The sequence below is a fragment of the Micromonospora sp. CA-248089 genome, from assembly GCF_050948515.1.
Classification (GTDB): Bacteria; Actinomycetota; Actinomycetes; order Mycobacteriales; family Micromonosporaceae; genus Micromonospora.
In genome coordinates, this window is record NZ_CP192016.1 from 6,191,397 (window position 1) to 6,208,348 (window position 16,952).

Annotated in this window: 15 protein-coding genes, 1 tRNA gene and 1 pseudogene; 9 read left to right on the plus strand and 8 right to left on the minus strand. The window is 72.9% G+C overall.

The features are described 5' to 3' along the window. Positions 1–127: 127 nt before the first annotated feature. From ACQP26_RS29035 to ACQP26_RS29055, 5 genes and pseudogenes are all read right to left on the minus strand, one after another. Positions 128–3,708, minus strand: a pseudogene (locus ACQP26_RS29035) (adenylate/guanylate cyclase domain-containing protein). Beyond that, positions 3,705–4,499, minus strand: coding sequence for an MBL fold metallo-hydrolase (locus ACQP26_RS29040; RefSeq protein ID WP_433494497.1), 795 nt, complete (start codon positions 4,497–4,499; stop codon positions 3,705–3,707). Before ACQP26_RS29040 ends, ACQP26_RS29035 begins: the two are co-directional and overlap by 4 nt. 127 nt (positions 4,500–4,626) lie before the next feature. After that, positions 4,627–5,088 (minus strand): RidA family protein, encoded by a 462-nt coding sequence (locus ACQP26_RS29045; protein ID WP_269703609.1) that lies wholly within the window; start codon positions 5,086–5,088, stop codon positions 4,627–4,629. A gap of 5 nt (positions 5,089–5,093) precedes the next feature. Then, positions 5,094–5,249: a DUF4177 domain-containing protein gene (locus tag ACQP26_RS29050; protein WP_013289021.1), complete on the minus strand. Its 156-nt coding sequence runs from the start codon at positions 5,247–5,249 to the stop codon at positions 5,094–5,096. 62 nt (positions 5,250–5,311) lie between these two features. After that, a complete protein-coding gene (locus ACQP26_RS29055) occupies positions 5,312–5,752 on the minus strand; it encodes a hypothetical protein (RefSeq protein ID WP_269703608.1) in 441 nt (146 codons plus the stop codon). 335 nt (positions 5,753–6,087) lie between these two features. Here ACQP26_RS29055 and ACQP26_RS29060 point away from each other — a divergent pair, with 335 nt between their 5' ends. From ACQP26_RS29060 to ACQP26_RS29070, 3 genes are all read left to right on the plus strand, one after another. Then, positions 6,088–6,669, plus strand: coding sequence for an Rv0361 family membrane protein (locus tag ACQP26_RS29060; protein ID WP_281579549.1), 582 nt, complete (start codon positions 6,088–6,090; stop codon positions 6,667–6,669). Between the two features lie 72 nt (positions 6,670–6,741). Continuing rightward, positions 6,742–7,716, plus strand: a complete 975-nt coding sequence (locus ACQP26_RS29065; RefSeq protein ID WP_269703606.1) for an ArsA-related P-loop ATPase — start codon at positions 6,742–6,744, stop codon at positions 7,714–7,716. A gap of 54 nt (positions 7,717–7,770) precedes the next feature. Next, positions 7,771–8,919 (plus strand): ArsA family ATPase, encoded by a 1,149-nt coding sequence (locus tag ACQP26_RS29070; protein ID WP_269703604.1) that lies wholly within the window; start codon positions 7,771–7,773, stop codon positions 8,917–8,919. A 9-nt stretch (positions 8,920–8,928) separates the two neighbouring features. Here ACQP26_RS29070 and ACQP26_RS29075 read toward each other — a convergent pair whose 3' ends face one another. Continuing rightward, positions 8,929–9,249 (minus strand): WhiB family transcriptional regulator, encoded by a 321-nt coding sequence (locus tag ACQP26_RS29075; protein ID WP_269703603.1) that lies wholly within the window; start codon positions 9,247–9,249, stop codon positions 8,929–8,931. A 404-nt stretch (positions 9,250–9,653) separates the two neighbouring features. Here ACQP26_RS29075 and ACQP26_RS29080 point away from each other — a divergent pair, with 404 nt between their 5' ends. Then, positions 9,654–12,089: a transglycosylase domain-containing protein gene (locus ACQP26_RS29080; RefSeq protein ID WP_281579548.1), complete on the plus strand. Its 2,436-nt coding sequence runs from the start codon at positions 9,654–9,656 to the stop codon at positions 12,087–12,089. Between the two features lie 76 nt (positions 12,090–12,165). Here ACQP26_RS29080 and ACQP26_RS29085 read toward each other — a convergent pair whose 3' ends face one another. Continuing rightward, complete coding sequence (locus ACQP26_RS29085; protein WP_269703601.1) at positions 12,166–12,621, minus strand: GatB/YqeY domain-containing protein; 456 nt, start codon at positions 12,619–12,621, stop codon at positions 12,166–12,168. Positions 12,622–12,646: 25 nt separating this feature from the next. Here ACQP26_RS29085 and ACQP26_RS29090 point away from each other — a divergent pair, with 25 nt between their 5' ends. The 5 genes from ACQP26_RS29090 (at position 12,647) to ACQP26_RS29110 (ending at position 16,271) form a co-directional block, all read left to right on the plus strand. After that, positions 12,647–13,540 (plus strand): metallophosphoesterase, encoded by an 894-nt coding sequence (locus ACQP26_RS29090; protein WP_281579547.1) that lies wholly within the window; start codon positions 12,647–12,649, stop codon positions 13,538–13,540. Between the two features lie 131 nt (positions 13,541–13,671). Beyond that, positions 13,672–13,748 (plus strand) — tRNA-Pro (locus ACQP26_RS29095). Positions 13,749–13,852: 104 nt separating this feature from the next. Next, the gene (locus ACQP26_RS29100) at positions 13,853–14,251 is read left to right on the plus strand and encodes a hypothetical protein (RefSeq protein ID WP_433494498.1); all 399 of its coding nucleotides are present in this window, start codon (positions 13,853–13,855) and stop codon (positions 14,249–14,251) included. Between the two features lie 165 nt (positions 14,252–14,416). Beyond that, complete coding sequence (locus ACQP26_RS29105; RefSeq protein ID WP_433494499.1) at positions 14,417–15,091, plus strand: HAD family hydrolase; 675 nt, start codon at positions 14,417–14,419, stop codon at positions 15,089–15,091. Between the two features lie 76 nt (positions 15,092–15,167). Continuing rightward, on the plus strand, positions 15,168–16,271 hold the full coding sequence (locus ACQP26_RS29110) for a calcium:proton antiporter (protein WP_433494500.1): 1,104 nt from the start codon (positions 15,168–15,170) through the stop codon (positions 16,269–16,271). A 120-nt stretch (positions 16,272–16,391) separates the two neighbouring features. On the opposite strand, the gene ACQP26_RS29115 is transcribed toward ACQP26_RS29110, so the two are convergent. Continuing rightward, entirely contained in the window at positions 16,392–16,865 is a 474-nt protein-coding gene (locus tag ACQP26_RS29115) for a hypothetical protein (protein ID WP_433494501.1), read from the minus strand. Positions 16,866–16,952 lie beyond the last annotated feature (87 nt).

The following is a 16,952-nucleotide window of genomic DNA, read 5'->3' on the forward strand; positions in this document are numbered from 1 at the left end:
CCCAGCGTGGTCCGCCGGTCACGCAGGCGCGCACCGGGAGACGACAGTCGACCCACGACTGTCGCCGCACCACGCTAACCGGCTCCACCGACTAACACATCCCCGGAACCGGCAGAACAAGCGGCGATCAGCCGCCGGAGAGGCGCACCCGCAACGCGTCCGCGACGATCCGCTCACTGCGCTGCTCGGTGGCGTACGCGAGGCGTACCGCCTCCTCCGCGTGCGTCAGCGCCTCGGCCCGGCGCCCGCACGCGTCGAGCGCCTCGGCCAGCACCAGCAGCGCCACCACCTGGCTGCGTACGTCCTCGGCCGGCGCGGTGATCGACCGCTGCGCCCAGTCGAGCGCCTGCTCGCGCTGGCCGTGGGCGAGCAGCGCGGCCGCGTACCGGGCCATCGTCTGCCGCCGGGAGAACAGCAGCGAGGGCGCGTTCGCCGCGCCGGTCGCCACCGGGGCCAGCAGCCCCACGGCGGTGCCCGGGTCACCGGCGGCGAGACGGGCCATGGCGAGCAGCACCCGCGGCGCGACCTGGGCCGGCGCCTGCGGGTTGTGCGGCTCGACCCGGGTCAGCACCGACCGTGCCTCCCGCTCAGCGGTCTCGTGGTCGCCCATGTCCAGCGCCACGAATCCGCGCAGCGTGCCGGCCATGCCGGTGAGCAGCGGGTGGGTGGTCCGGTCGGCGTATTCGAGCGCCTCGGTGAACAGGTCGGCCGCGTGTTCCGGCTCGCCCAGCCCGCGCGCCACCACCCCGCGCACCACGAGCGCGAAGCCCTGCCCCCAGTCGTCGCCCACCTCGGCGAAGTCCCGGTACGCGCGCCGCGCGGCCCGGTCCGCCTCGGCCAGGTCGCCCAGCTCGGCGGTGGCGTACGCCTCGACCGCGCGCAGTGTCCCCACCGCCCACGCCTCGCCGACCCGCTCCCCGAACGGCAGGAACACCCGGGCCATCCGGCACGCCTCGCGCAGCCGGCCGGCCAGCAGCCGGGCGAACGCGGTGGTGCCGCGCAGCCAGGCCCGCCCGTACGGGTCCTTCAGCTCGGCGAACAGCCGGGCGGCCCGGCCGAGCACCGCGTCGGTCCCGGCGAAGTCACCCCGGGTGGTGGTCACCCAGGCCAGGTTCTGCAACGACCACGCCTGCCCGCGCGGATCCCGGGCGGCGAGACTGACCTGATAGGACGCGGCCAGCCGGCTGCTCGCCTGCCCGAGCCGGCCGGCGATGAAGTCGGCCATGCCGAGCCGCCGCATCGCCGAGGCCCGCAGCGTGGGCAGGTCGGCGTCGGTGGCCACCTGCAACGCCTCCTGCCAGTTGCACTCGGCCCGCTCGCCGTCACCGAGTGTCTGCTGGGCCTGCCCGGCGAGCAGCAGCGCGGCGGTCCGGGTGGCCGGGTCGCCGGTGTTCGCGGCGATCTTCTCGGCGAACGCCAGCGCGTCGGCCGGGCGGCCGATCTGGAGCAGCGCCCGCGCGTGCACCACCCGGTCGGCCGGTGGCACCCCGTCGCGGGCCAGCTCGGCCGCGCGTTCGGCGTACTCGACCGCCAGCGCCGGCTCCCCGACCGCAGCGACCGGCGGGCGGCCCGGCCCAGCGCGGCCACGCCCAGCGGGGTGACCGCCCGGGCCGGCGCGTCCGGGCGCAGCTTGACCGCGTCGGCGAGCGCGGTGGCCCGCTCCACGTGCTCGGCGACGAAGTCGTCCCGGGCGGCCTCGGTGAACGCGCCACCCGGCGCGCCGCCGGTGTCGTCGACGCTCTCCGGCGCGGCCCAGCGGGCCAGTGCCGCGTGCCGCTCGGCCAGCTCGGCCTTGCTCACCCCGGCGTACGCGGCCTCCCGCATCAGCGGGGTGGCGAAGGCGAACCCGCTGCGGGTGCGGTGCAGCATGCGCCGTTGCAGCAGTTCCTCCACCGCCCGGTCCAGCTCGACGGCGGCCACCGCGGCGGGCCGGCCGTCCTGTCCGACCCGCTGCTCCCGCAGCGCCTCCAGCGCACCGGCCGGCACGGTGTCGCCCACCACCGCGGCGTCACGCAGCGCCGAGCGGGCGTTGGGCGGCAGCGCGTCGATACGCGCCGCGAGCACCGCGGCCAGGTCCCGGGAGAGCAGCCGGCTGCCGAGCGAGCCGGGGGCGAGCCGCCAGCCGACATCGGCACCCCGGCCCGGGCCGGCGGTGAGCGCCCCGCGCTCCATCAGCAGCGTGACCAGCTCGGCCAGATAGAACGGGTTGCCCTGCGCGGTGGCGAGCAGCCGGTCCGCGTCGGCCTGGGGCATGCGGCCACCGGACAGGTAGCTGGTGAGCAGCCGGGACGCGTCCGCGCCGCGCAGCGGCGGCAGCGCGTGCACCTCGGCGTCCGCGACGCGGGTCAGCGCGCCCGCGGTCCGTACCAGCTCGGGGCGGCCGAGCAGCAGCACCAGCACCGGTCCGCTGAGCCGGTTGAGGGTCAGCGCCAGCGCCTTGAGCGTCTCGGCGGTGGCGTCGTGCAGGTCGTCCACCACGATCACCAGCGGCGCCTCGCCGGCGAGCGCGCTCAACAGGTCGGCCACGGCGGTCGGCACCGCCTCGTCGTCCGGCGGCGGCCCGGCCGCGTTCCACTCGCCGTTCTCGGTGGCGGGCGGGAGTTCGGCGTACCCGAGCAGGGCCAGGAGCTGGTCCACGGCGATCGGCGGCGGGTCGCCGGGCAGCCGGGACAGGCGCTGGCCGAGGCGGCGGAGCCGCTCCTCGACGGCCGGCCGGGTGACGGCGGTGGCCGCGTCGCCGGGCAGGCCGACGGCGGCCCGGACCAGGTCGGCCAGCGGGGCCAGCCGGCGGCGTTCACCGAACGCCGCGCAGCGCACCGACAGCACGCGGGCGCCGGTGTGCGCCGCGTACCGCCCGGCGCCGACGTCGTAGCCGGCCGCGAGGCGTTCCACCTCGGCCGCGAACCGGGACTTGCCGATCCCCGCCTCGGCGGTCATCAGCAGCACCCGGGGCTCACCCCTGTCGATCACCTCGGCGAGCCGGCCGGCCACCCGGCCGATCTCGGTCTCCCGGCCCACGAACGGCGCCTCGTCGCCGAGGCCGGACCGGGTGCCGGGCGCGTCGAGCAGGCCCAGCAGCTCGTACGCCTCGACCGGCTCACGCTTGCCCTTGAGCCGCAGCGGGCGCAGCGCCCGCCAGGAGGCGACGTGCCGCGTGGCGGCGGAGGTGCGCGCACCGGCGTAGACCGCGCCGACGGCGGCGGCGTCGGCCAGCCGGGCGGCGGTGTTCACCGTGTCGCCGATGACCGTGTACTCGATCGCCGCCTGGATGCCGGCGATCACGTCCCCGGTGTTGAGGCCGACGCGCAGGCCCAGCGGCGCGCCACCGCCGCGCTCGTCGTCGAGCACCCGCCGCACCGCGCGCTGCATGGACAGCGCGGCGCGGACCGCCCGCTCGGCGTCGTCCTCGTGCGCCACGGGCGCGCCGAAGACCGCCATGATCCCGTCGCCGGTGAGCTTGTCGACATGCCCGCCGAACGTCTTGACCGCGCCCGCGAGGGCGGCGAGCACCCGGTCGGTGACCGCGCCGACCCGTTCCGGGTCCAGGTCCTCCGACCAGGAGGTGAAGTCGGACAGGTCGCCGAAGAGCACAGTCACCACGCGGCGCTCGGCGGCGGGCAGCGTGGCGGCAGCCGGCAGCGCCGCCCCGCAGTTGTGGCAGAACCGCGCCCCGGGCACGGCTACGGTTCCGCACACCGGGCAGGTCACGGCTGCTCCACTCCGAGGTGTTCGAGCTGGGCCCGGACCGACCACTCGGCGGCCCACCACAGCGACCTGTCGACGTCGGCGTAGACCACGGCGACCACCTCGGCGGCGGTGGTGGCGCCCGCGGCGACGGCGGCGCGCACCTGGTCCAGCCGGGCCCGCCGGTGGGCCAGGTAGAAGTCGGCCGCCACGCCGCAGTCGGCGAGCGCCGGGCCGTGGCCCGGCAGCGCCGGGATCCCCCGGTACGTGGAGAGCAGCTCCAGGCTCGACAGGTAGTCGCCGAGGTGCCCGTCCGGGTGGGCGACCACTGTGGTGCCCCGGCCGAGGATGGTGTCACCGGTCAGCACGACGCGCTCACCGCCGTGCGCGGCGACGAGGCAGACGGAGTCGGCGGTGTGCCCGGGGGTGGGCAGCAGCCGCAGGTCGAGCCCCACGTCGAAGGTGGTGTGGGCGGTGAGCGGTGCTCCTCCGGCGGTGTGCGCCGGGTCGGCGGCGAGCACCGGTACGCCGTCGAGCAGCTCGCGCAGCCGGGGCGCGCCCTCGGTGTGGTCGGCGTGCCCGTGCGTGATCAGCACGCACCCGATGCTCCCCTGCGCCGCGATCGCGGCCAGGTGCCCCTCGTCGGCGGGCCCCGGGTCGACCACGACGGCGGGCGCGTCCGGGCCGGCCCGCAGCACCCACGTGTTCGTCCCGTCGAGCGTCATCGGTCCCGGGTTCGGCGCACGAAGCAACGTCACCCACGCCGGCAACTTGTCCGCAAGCGCCCCCGCGGCACCGGCCATACGCCCACCCATGGCTGCGATCGTACGACTCCGCCCGCCACTCCCCGCGATCTTGCAGTTCCGGCCCGAGCTTTGTCCCCGTCTGGGGCTTCTGCCGGGGCCGCAACCGCAAGATCGCGGGCTCAGCGGCGGGCGAGGGTCACGCGACCTCGACGATGACCTCTACCTCTACCGGGGCGTCCAGGGGAAGCTCCGCCACGCCTACGGCGCTGCGGGCGTGGCGGCCGGCCTCGCCGAACACGGCGCCGAACAGGTCGGAGGCACCGTTGATCACGCCGGGCTGGCCGGTGAAGCCGGGTGCGCTGGCCACGAAGCCGGTCAGCTTCACGACCTTGACCACGTTCTCCAACCCGACCAGCGCGTCGATCGCGGCGAGCGCGTTGAGCGCGCACCGCTGCGCCAGGTCCTTCGCCTGCTCGGCCGAGACGCCGTTGCCGACCTTCCCGGTGGCGAGCAGCTTGCCCTCGGCCATCGGCAGCTGGCCGGAGACGTAGACGTGCTGCCCGGACTGGACGGCCGGCACGTAGCTTGCCACCGGCGGCACCACCTCGGGCAGGTCGAGGCCGAGTTCGGCGAGCTTCGCGTGGGGTCCGTTGCTCATCCGGGTCAGCCCTTCGGACGCTTCAGGTACGCGACGAGCTGCTCCGGGTTCGGGCCGGGGACCACGGAGACCAGTTCCCAGCCGTCCTCGCCCCAGTTGTCGAGGATCTGCTTGGTCGCGTGGACCAGCAGCGGCACCGTGGCGTATTCCCACTTCTGCATCGGAGGAGGGCTCCCTTGCCTGACTTGGACTTCGGTCAGGCACAGCCTACGGTCCGCCGCCGTCACCAGGACGCGGGACGCGGCTCCGGCGCCGGCGGCGGCTCGCCGCAGGGCCCCTCGTGCTCGAAGCGCTGCGGACACCGGCTGCGGTCGGGCAGCAGCAGGTCGCAGAAGACCCGGTGCCTGTTGTTCTGGTCGTCGGCGGTGGAGACGGTCGTCTCGCCCGCGTCCAGCTCCACCAGGAAGCCCAGCGAGGTGGCCACGGTGCCGGCGAGCGCGGTGGCCGCCGCCAGGTCGGGCACCCGGACCTGGAGGTGGATGACGTAGCCGGGTTCGTCCTCGTCCCGGCCCTTCCCGCCGGAACGGGGAAGCGTCCGGACCAGCTCGGCCGGAGGGCCGTAGGACCGCTCGTTGAACGGCGCCCCCGGGCTCTCGACCTCGCCCGGTCGTCCGGCCCGGTCACCGGGGAACTGGGCTCGAGGACTGTTCTCCGCGTCGCGCATCCGTCGCCTCCGGGCGTCGTACCTGTTCACCAACACCGCCATCCGGCTCGGAGCCGTCCCCGGCCCGGCTCTCCGCGTCGGGGACGAACGTAGGTGCTGCGGCAAGTCCCGGCAACGGGACGCGCACGCCTCATCACGTCCAGTCACATTTGCGACACAACCCCGGTCGGGAACGCGGTGGCCGCCTCCGTCCGGCGGGGCGCGTACGCGGGGCTGGCAAGCGCCCCGCCGACCGATACCCTTCCGGACTGGACGCGTGCCGACGCGCGCCCGCACACCTCGACCCGTGCCCGTCGCCTGGGGCGGCGACGGGATCCGCAACCCGGGGGAGACAGATGACCCAACCGCCCGCCGGTGGGGACACCGGCACGTCCGGCGACCCGAATCCGCAACCACCACCGCCCACGGGCGGCGTGCCGCCGGGACCCGCACCCGCAGCCGGTCCGCCGGCGTATCCGTCCGACACACCGCCGCGCAAGCGACCGGCGGTCCTGATCGCCTCGCTGGTCCTGGCCGCCGCGGTCCTGCTCTGCGGCGGTGGGGGCACGGCCGCCTTCCTCGCGCTGCGCGACAGCGAGGACGGCCAGGGCGCGAAGGAGCCGCAGGTAGCTGTGGACGGCTTCCTCAAGGCCGTCTACCAGGAGCGCGACCCCGGAAAGGCGGCCACGTTCGTCTGCTCCGCGGCCCGCGACGACGAGAAGATCGCCACCAAGGTCGCCGAGGTGCAGAAGTACGTCGGGCAGTACCAGAACCCCCGGTTCCGCTGGCCCACACCGACCGTCGACAACCAGACCGGGGACCGGGCCACCGTCTCCGCCCGGGTGACCATGACCACCGCCGACGAGAAGGTCGCCGAGCAGGCGCTGCGCTTCACCGTGGTGCGGAAGACGGGTTGGTGGGTCTGCGAGGTCGGCTGATCCCACCGGCCGGACAGGGCTGATCCCACCGGCCGGACAGGGCTGGTCCCAACGGCTGGTTAGGCTCGACGGGTGGCAGCGAGTGAGCAGCCGGCCGAGTTCGCCGGCAGATGGCCGGCCCGCCTGCATGTGGTGACCGGCAAGGGCGGCACGGGAAAGACGAGCGTGGCCGCCGCGCTGGCCCTCGGCCTGGCCGCCGGGGGCCGGCGCACCCTGCTGGTCGAGGTCGAGGGCCGGCAGGGCATCGCCCAGCTCTTCGGCACCGACCCGCTGCCGTACGAGGAGCGCCACCTCGCCGACGCGCCCGGCGGCGGTGAGGTGCGGGCACTGGCGGTGGACGCCGAGGAGGCCCTCCTCGAATACCTGGACATGTTCTACAAGCTCGGCGCGGCCGGCCGGGCACTGCGCAAGCTCGGCGCGATCGACTTCGCCACCACGATCGCGCCGGGCCTGCGCGACGTGCTGCTCACCGGCAAGGTCAAGGAGGCGACCACCCGGACCAGCGGGTCACGCCGGACGTACGACGCGGTGGTGCTGGACGCGCCGCCGACCGGGCGGATCGGCCGCTTCCTCAACGTCACGGCGGAGACCGCCCGACTGGCGAAGGTCGGCCCGATCAAGACCCAGAGCGAGGGCGTCTCCGCGCTGCTCCGGTCGCCGATGACCGCTGTGCACGTGGTCACGCTGCTGGAGGAGATGCCGGTCCAGGAGACGCTCGACGCGGTCGCGGAGCTGACCCAGCTCGGTTTCCCGGTCGGCCGCGTGATCGTCAACGGCGTCCGCCCGCCGGTGCCGGCGGGCCGCGCGGTGACGGCGGCCGAGCTGAAGCGCGGGCTGGCCGCCGCCGGCCTGCCGACCGACGGCCCGACCGTGGCCGGGCTCGTCGAGGAGGCCCGCGACCAGCAGGTACGCCGTGAGCTGGAGGACTCCCTGCGGGGTGACCTGGTGGACCTGGGCCTGCCCCTGGTCGAGCTGCCGCTGCTGCCCGAGGGCGTCGACCGGGCCGGGCTGGAGACGCTCGCGGACGCCCTCGTCCGGGCGGATTGACTCACACCTGCGGCCGGCACGGAGCAGAGAGGCCCTCGGGACCGATACGCTCGATTGGTGCCTTCCGAAGACGCGGCGCCTCCGCTTGACGTCGACCAGATCCTCGCCGACGACGGCGTACGGATCGTGGTCTGCTGCGGGGCGGGCGGCGTGGGCAAGACGACCACCGCCGCGGCGCTGGCCTTGCGGGCGGCCGAGCGGCACGGCCGGCGGACGGTGGTGCTCACCATCGACCCGGCCCGCCGGCTGGCCCAGTCGCTCGGCCTGACCGAGCTGGACAACACACCCCGCCAGGTCAAGGGCATCGACGTCGAGGCCGGCGGCGGCGAACTGCACGCCATGATGCTCGACATGAAGCGCACGTTCGACGACGTGGTGCTCCAGCACACCGACCCGGCGAAGGCCGCGGAGATCTTCGCCAACCCCTTCTACCAGGCCATGAGTTCCACCTTCGCCGGCACGCAGGAATACATGGCGATGGAGAAGCTGGGCCAGCTGCACGCCCGGGGCGAGTGGGACCTGATCGTGGTGGACACGCCGCCGTCGCGGTCCGCGCTCGACTTCCTGGACGCGCCGGCCCGGCTGTCCCGGTTCCTCGACGGCCGGATGCTGCGACTGCTGCTGGCTCCGGCACGCAGCGGTGGCCGGAGCATGTTCAGCCTGGTCACGGCGAGCTTCGGGATGTTCTCCAAGGTGGTGCAGAAGGTGATCGGCGCCCAGCTGCTCACCGACCTGTCCGGCTTCGTCGCCGCCCTCGACTCGATGTTCGGCGGGTTCCGGCAGCGCGCCGAGCAGACGTACCGGATCCTCCAGGCCCGGGAGACGGCGTTCCTGCTGGTCGCGACGCCGGAGCCGGACGCGGTCCGGGAGGCCGCCTACTTCGCGGGCCGGCTGCGTGAGGAGCGGATGCCGCTGGCCGGGCTGGTGCTCAACCGGGTGCACCGGCCGGCGGCGGGCCTGTCCGCGGCGGAGAGCCTGGCCGCCGCGGAGCGGCTGGCCGGCGAGGGTGGGCACGAGGGCACCGTCGAGGTGTTGCGGGCGCACGCCGCGCTGGCCCAGCAGGCGGTACGCGAGGAGCAGGTGGCGGCCCGGTTCACCGAGGCGTTCCCGGCGGTGCCGTCGGTGTCGGTGACGGCACAGCCCGCCGACGTGCACGACGTCGACGGGCTGCGGACGATCGGCGAGGCGATCAGCCGGAACTGACCGGAGCGGTCAGGTGGCCGTGGTGACCAGGATCTTGTCCTTACCGGACTTCTCCTTGGCGTTCTTCTTCATGGCCGCCTCGAACATCTTGCGCCAGCTGGTGACCTGCGGGTGACGGCGCAGCAACGCCCGGCGCTCGCGCTCGGTCATGCCACCCCACACGCCGAACTCGATCCGGTTGTCGAGCGCGTCGGCCAGGCACTCGTACCGAACTGGGCAGCTCCGGCAGATCCTCTTCGCCACGTTCTGTTCGGCGCCCTGTACGAACAACGCGTCCGGGTCTCCGTTCTGACACGCCGCCAGTGACGGCCAGTCAGTGATCATGCCCATCTGTACACGTCCCCCCTTGCAGTACCTACCGACTTCGCGCGAGCAGCCCTCGTACATCCCCCCGGTCGTTCGTGCCGGCCTCCCCAGGGCGGCACGAACGACACATGGCTGCGGTCGCCGCCACCATCATGCTGTGTAGTCGCCCGATTACGCAACGTTGTCGGCGAAATCCATCATTCCGGACACTCCCGGCTTCCCGGGCTTTCGCCCCGCGACTACCCCGCCCGTGTACGTGAAAACGCTGCGCCGCTCCCGGAGTTTCGGCCAGACTTCCGCCGGATCTCACGCAACCTCGGACCAGGGCTCGTGCGTTTAGCACAACGAGGCCGGCGCGTGCAGGAAATGGGGAAAGTTCCCCGCGCGCCCGCCGTTCCCTACTCGCGTACCCTGTCGAGGTGACCTGGATGCGGAAACGTGACCACAACGTGCTGACCAACGCCGCATCGCTACTGATCTGCGGCCTGTTGGCCGGAGTGGTGGTCGCTGCGGCGGCCTTCCCCGCGGTGGCGATGACCGGACTGGCCGCGAAGGCCGGCTCGGAGACATTCGGCGCGCTGCCCAAGGAGTTGACAGTCGCCCGGTCTCCGCAGATCACCAGGCTGCTCGCGGCCGACGGCAAGACCGTGCTGGCCACGATGTACGACGAGAACCGCAAGGACGTCAAGCTCAAGGACATCTCGCAGTACATGCAGAAGGCCATCATCGCGGCCGAGGACCACGACTTCTACAAGCACAACGGCGTGGACCTCAACGGTGTCGCCCGGGCGTTCGTCAACAACCAGGCCGCCGGCTCCTCCCGGCAGGGCGCGTCGACACTCACCATGCAGTACGTCCGGCTGGCCATCTCCTACTCGGCCACCCACCCGGCCGACGTGGTCGCCGCCACCGAGGACACCAGCGCCCGCAAGCTGCGCGAGATGAGCCTGGCGCTCCAGATCGACAAGGAGCTCTCCAAGGACGAGATCCTGGAGCGCTACCTGAACATCGCCGCGTTCGGCAACGGCGCGTACGGCATCTGGGCGGCCAGCCAGGTCTACTTCAACAAGCCGCCGAGCAAGCTCGACATCCAGGAGTCGGCGATGCTCGCCGGCATGGTGAAGGCCCCCACCGCGTTCGACCCGACCACCCCCGCGGGCTACCCCGAGGCGGTCGGCCGGCGCGACTACGTCATCGGCAACATGGTGCAGATCGGCGCGATCACCCAGCAGGAGGCGGACGCCGCCAAGAAGATCAAGCTCGTCGTCCAGGGCAAGCGCACCCCGAACGGCTGCACCCAGACCACCACCCGCTCGTGGGGCTTCTTCTGCGACTACCTCTACCGCTGGTGGCTGCAGCAGGAGACGTTCGGCGCCACCTCGTACGACCGTGAGCGGCGGCTCAAGAGCGGCGGCTACACCATCGTCTCCACGCTCGACGTGCAGGCGCAGAAGGCCGCCGACAAGGCCGTCCGCAAGAACCTGGGCGAGAAGAGCAAGGCGGCCCGGATGGTGGCCGCGGTCGAGCCCGGCACCGGCCGGGTCCGCGCCGTCGCGGTGAACCGCAACTTCAAGCTCGACGACCCGGACGACCCGCAGAACAAGATTTCCAGCGACCCGAAGAAGGCCCAGAAGAAGATCCGGGGCAACTACCCCAACACGGTGAACCCGCTGATCACCGGTGGCCCCGGCATCGCCGGCTACCAGGCCGGCTCGACCTTCAAGATCTTCACGCTGGTGGCCGCGCTGGAGAAGGGCTACCCGCTCAGCTACAGCATCAACGCGCAGCCGGTCTTCAAGTCGGACTACCCGGTCGAGTTCAACTCGCCTGCGGCCTGCCCGGGCACCAACAAGTACTGCCCGAAGAACGCCAACGCCTCGATGGCCGGCCCGCACACCATGTGGAGCGGCTTCGGCTTCTCGGTCAACACGTTCTTCATCGACCTCCAGCAGCGGGTCGGCGCGGAGAACGTGGTGAAGGCGGCGCAGAAGCTCGGCATCTCGTTCCGCTCGTCGGGCGACGCGCAGCTCGCCGCCAACCCGCACCAGTGGGGCGCGTTCAGCCTCGGCGTCTCGCAGACCACGCCGCTGGAGCTGGCGAACGCGTACGCGACGCTCGGCGCCGACGGCAAGTACTGCGAGCCGATCCCGGTGCAGGAGATCCGTGGCCCGGAGGGCGAGAAGCTCGACGTCGCCAACCCGCGCTGCGAGCAGCGGGTCAGCACCGAGGTGGCCCGGGCCGCCGTGGACGCCGCCCGCTGCCCGGTGGGTGACCGCTCCTCCACCTCGAAGTGCGGCACCGCCACCGCCGGCAACGTCCGCGGCATCGTGGACGCGCCGGTGGCCGGCAAGTCCGGCACCACCGACTCGGAGAAGACCTCCTCGCTGGTCGCGATGACCAAGCAGTACGCGGTGGCCGGCATCATGGCCGACCCGGACTGGCCGCAGACCACCCAGAAGATGGGTCACGACACCCCCACCGGCATCAACCCGGCGGTCTACGAGACGCTGCGGGACGCCATGAAGGGCAAGGACCGGAAGAACTTCACGCCACCCAGCGGCAAGATCGTCATGGGTGACCAGCGGTCCATCCCGGATGTGAAGTGCGCGTCCGTCGAGAGCGCGAAGTCCCGGCTGAAGGGTGCCGGCTTCGACCCGGTGGTCTCCAGCAACAAGGTGCCGTCGGAGTGCCCGGCGGGTACCGCCGCCGGCACCAGCCCGAACGGGCGCACCATCAAGGGTGGCGTGGTGATGATCGAGGTCAGCTCCGGCCAGGGCACCCCGGAGCAGGGCGGCACCGCGACACCGGACCGGCCGGGTGGGCCGGGCGGGGGTAACGGCAGACCGGGACGACCGGGGAACTGACCCCGGACAGCAGACAGCGACGGCCACCTCCCACGGGAGGTGGCCGTCGTTGTCTCCGCGCTACGGAAGGCGCCGGTCAGAGACCGAGCTGCCGGCGTACCTCGGCGGCCACCCGGCCACCCTCGGCCCGGCCGGCCACCGCGGCCTGGGCCGCCTTCATGGCCGGGCCCATCTGCGCCTTGCCGGTGAAGCCGCCCGCGGCCAGCGCCCCCGAGACCAGCTCGGCCAGCTCGTCGTCGGAGAGCTGCTTGGGCAGGTAGCGCTCCAGCACCTCGCCCTCGGCGGTCTCCTTGCCGGCCTGCTCGGCGCGCCCGGCGTCGGCGAACGCCACTGCCGCCTCGCGGCGCTTCTTGGCCTCCTTGGTCAGCACGGCGAGCACCTCGTCGTCGCTGAGCTCGCGCTTTTCCCGGCCGGCGACCTCGGCGGTGCCCACGGCGGCCAGGGCCATCCGCAGCGTGGAGGTGGTCAGCTCGTCGCGCGCCTTGAGTGCGGCGCGCATGTCGGCGGTGAGACGGTCCTTCAGCGTGCTCATGGACGGTGAAACTACCCTGAACGCCATGCGAAAGCGCACACTATTCCGGCTCGCGGCCGGAACCGTCGCCGTCGGCGCGGCCACCCTGGCGTACGCGTCGCTCATCGAGCGCAACATGTTCACACTCCGCCGGTACGACGTACCGGTGCTCCCGACCGACGCCGAACCGCTGCGGGTGCTGCACCTGACCGACCTGCACATGATGCCCGACCAGCGACGCAAGCAGGACTGGGTGGCCTCGCTGGCCGCGCTCGACCCCGACCTGGTCGTGGTCACCGGGGACAACATGGCGCACCCGGAGTCGGTGCCGGGCGTGCTGCGCGCCCTGCAACCACTGCTCGACCTGCCCGGCGCGTTCGTCTTCGGCTCCAACGACTACACCGGGCCGGTCTTCAAGAACCCCTTCACCTACTTCCTGCCCGACCGGGAGTACACCGACGGCGTGCCGCTGCCGTACGAGGAACTGCGCGACATCCTCACCGGGGCCGGCTGGGCCGACCTGAACAACGCCCGCACCACGCTCAAGGCCGGTGGGCGGGAGATCGAGCTGGTCGGCGTGGACGACCCGCACATCGAACGGGACGACTACGACGCCGTGGCCGGCCCGGTCAGCGCCGACGCGGCGCTGTCGATCGCGGTGTCCCACTCCCCCGAGCCCGTGGTGCTGGACCGGATGGCCGCCGACGGCTTCGGCCTGATGCTGGCCGGGCACACCCACGGCGGCCAGGTCTGCGTGCCCGGCTACGGCGCGCTGGTGACCAACTGCGGACTCCCCCGCTCGATGGCGCGCGGGCTGCACCGCTGGCCCGGCTCGGATTCCTGGCTGCACGTCTCCGCCGGCCTCGGCACCCATCCCACCGCCCCGATCCGCTTCGCCTGCCCGCCCGAGGCGAGCATCCTGACCCTGATCCCCCGCTGACCTCCCGGCAGATCTTGGTACGCGGCCGCCCCTCGGAGGGCCGTTTCGTACCAAGATCTGCCGGGTGCGCGGGGCAGGGGGTACCGAGTTTGACCGAGCGGGCGGGTGGGCTACTATTTGTCGGCACGCCTCGGGGTGTGGCGCAGCTTGGTAGCGCGCTTCGTTCGGGACGAAGAGGTCGTCGGTTCGAATCCGGCCACCCCGACCAGAGGTAAGAGGGCACATCCGATCGATCGGATGTGCCCTCTTGTGCATTCCCAGGAGGGCAGGTCTGTCGTCTGGGTTCAAAGCTTCCACGACGAAGGCGGCGCGATGACTGGTCGGCATCATGCGACTGTCAGCCCTGGGCCGCTGTTCGACTGGATCGCCCGGTCCCGGCTGCGCGTCGTCCTGTTCTGCCTGACTGGTGCCGGTCTTGTCGCCGGGGGAATCCTTCAAGCACACCGTACTGACGTCCGTATCCGCCAACTCGTGGCGACCGGCGAACAGGTCCAGGCGGTGACGGAGGGATCCAAGTTCGGCGATCATGCCAGGTATGTGATTCACGGCCGAACCTGGAACGTCCCCTTGGAAAGTGCCTGGGGTAACGGGCCCGGCTACTGGCGGGGTGAGGACGTCACCATCTATGTGTCGCAGAACGACCCGCGGCTCGTCGCGACCAGGGACGGCTATGTGACCAGCAGCGTGCAACTCACGCCCCGTACCCGCTGATCGGGGCCGGGGTGATCGTCATGCTGCTTGCTGGGCCAGGGCTTGCTACATGGACAGCTCGCACGACTCCGGCCACACCGACCAGGGGCAAGGGGCCAGATCCGAGCATCTGACGTGCCCTCTGTCGTTCCCGGACGACGAGCACCGTCGCAGTAGGATCCCGCCATGCCACGGCCGGTCGTCTTCGACCTCTTCCACACCCTGGTCCACGGTGCCGACGACGAGCGGGACCGGGTGGTCGGCGAGATGGCGCTCATCGTCGGCGTGGAGCCGGCGGCGCTCGTCGACGCGTACCACGCGACCTGGCGGGACCGGCTCGTCCGGTGGAACGCGGAGGAGACCGTCCGCATCCTCGCCGGGCGCCTCGGCGGCGCGCCGACGGATGAGCAGGTGGCCCGCGCCGCCGCGCACCGGCTGGCGCTCGCCCGCCGGGTGCTGGGCCGCGTCTCGGCCGGAACCCTGGACGTGCTCGACGCGCTGCGGGAGCGCGGGCACCGGCTGGCCCTGATCAGCAACGCCACCTCGGAGACGGCCGAGGCGTGGCCGGGCGGCCCGCTGGCCCGGCGGTTCGACGTCACGGTGTTCTCCTGCGAGGTCGGGCTGGCCAAGCCGGAACCGGCGATCTACCGCGCGGCCGCGCAGCGGCTGGGCGTCGCACCGGGCGACTGCGTGTACGTGGGCGACGGCGCGGACGGCGAGCTGGCCGGTGCGGCGGCGGTCGGCATGACGGTGCTCCGGACGACCGAACACCAGGACACCGATCCGGGCTGGATCGGAACCGTGATCGCGAACCTCGGTGAGGTGCTCGCCCACGTGGAGCAGCCGGCCTCGATCGAATAGATCGACAGGACTGCCCGAAGCCACCCCGCCACGCGCGGTTGCCCCTGCCTCCTGGCAAAGTGTGCGCATGCCGCCGATGATCCGATCCCGCCTGACCGATTGGACCACCGTCGCGCCCCTGGTCGCCGTGCTCGTGCTCGTGATGACCTGGGGACGGGAGCTGCCCGGCCCGCTCATCGCCGTGGTCGCGGCCCTGCTCGCGGCGGCTGTGCTGGCGGCCGTCCACCACGCCGAGGTGGTCGCGCACAAGGTCGGTGAACCGTACGGGTCACTCGTGCTCGCGGTGGCGGTCACCGTGATCGAAGTCGGTCTGATCGTCACGCTGATGATCAGCGGCGGCGACAAGACGCAGGCGCTGGCGCGGGACACGGTCTTCGCCGCCGTCATGATCACCTGTAACGGCATTCTCGGCCTGTCGCTGCTGCTCGGCGCGCTACGCCGGCAGGTGGCGGTGTTCAACCCGGAGGGCACCGGCGGGGCGCTGGCGACGGTGGCCACGCTCGCCACGCTCAGCATGGTGGTGCCGACGTTCACCACGAGCCGGCCGGGTCCGGAGTTCTCCCCGGCCCAGCTCGCCTTCGCGGCGGTCGCCTCGCTGGCCCTCTACCTGCTGTTCGTCATGGTGCAGACCGGCCGGCACCGCGACTACTTCCTCCCGGTCACACAGGAGGGCAGCATCCTCGCCGAGGACAAGACCGGCGACGGGCACGCGGAGCCACCGTCCACGCGTACTGCCCTGGCCAGCCTGGCTCTGCTCGTGGTGGCGCTGGTCGCGGTGGTGGGCGACGCGAAGACGATCTCCCCGGCGATCGAGACGGCCGTCGGCGCCGCCAACCTGCCGCAGGCCTTCGTCGGCGTGATCATCGCGCTGCTGGTGCTGCTGCCGGAGACGCTCGCCGCGGCTCGGGCGGCCCGGCGGGACCGGGTGCAGATCAGCCTCAACCTCGCGCTCGGCTCGGCCATGGCCAGCATCGGCCTGACCATCCCGGCCATCGCGATCGCCTCGATCTGGCTGGACGGGCCGCTGGTGCTGGGCCTGGGAGGCACCCAGATGACGCTGCTGGCGCTGACCGCGGTGACGGCGGTGCTCACCGTGGTGCCGGGCCGGGCGACTGTGCTCCAGGGCGGCGTGCACCTGGTGCTGCTCGCCGCGTTCGTCTTCCTGGCCGCCAGCCCGTGAGCCGCCGACCCGCCGCCGGCCCGTGAGCCGCCACGCCGGCCGCCGGCCCGTGAGCCGTCGCGCCGGCCACCGGCTCGCCGCCGGGACGTGGGCGCGCGGGCCGGACGGCCGGCAGAACCGTCAGTCCTGCGTCTCCGTGCGCGCCACCTCGGCGAACGCGGCGGTCAGGTACTCGGCGAACGGTCGTCCGGTAACCGCCAGCAGGTCGGCCACCAGCAGCGGGGCGTGCCGGGCGACCGCCGCCGGATCGGGCGGGTTCTCGTCGTCGCCCGGGTCGTAGACGCCGAGCGCGCCGGCCAGCAGCACCAGCAGTACGTGCGGGTCGACGTCGGGCCACCAGGATGCCGCCGACCGGACGCACTGTTCGAGCACCTGCCGTACGTCGTCGCCGTCGAGTCCGTCCGGGTGCCCCTCCTCCAGCAGCAGCCGGACCACGCCGCCGAGCACCAGCCCGGACCGGTCGGCGGCGGCCAGCCGCTCGACAGCCGGGGCGTACGCCTCGGCGTCGCGGGCCTGCGCGGCCCTCACCGCGTCGGTGGCCGTCTCGGCGATCTCGCGGGCCGGTGCGGGCAGGTGCCGCCAGGTCGTCGTCACCGGGTCAGCATGGCAGAGCACGTGTGCTCGCTCACCTTCCGGCCCGGCGACCGCTGGCGTAAGGGGTAAACGGGTCGCGGTCGTCGT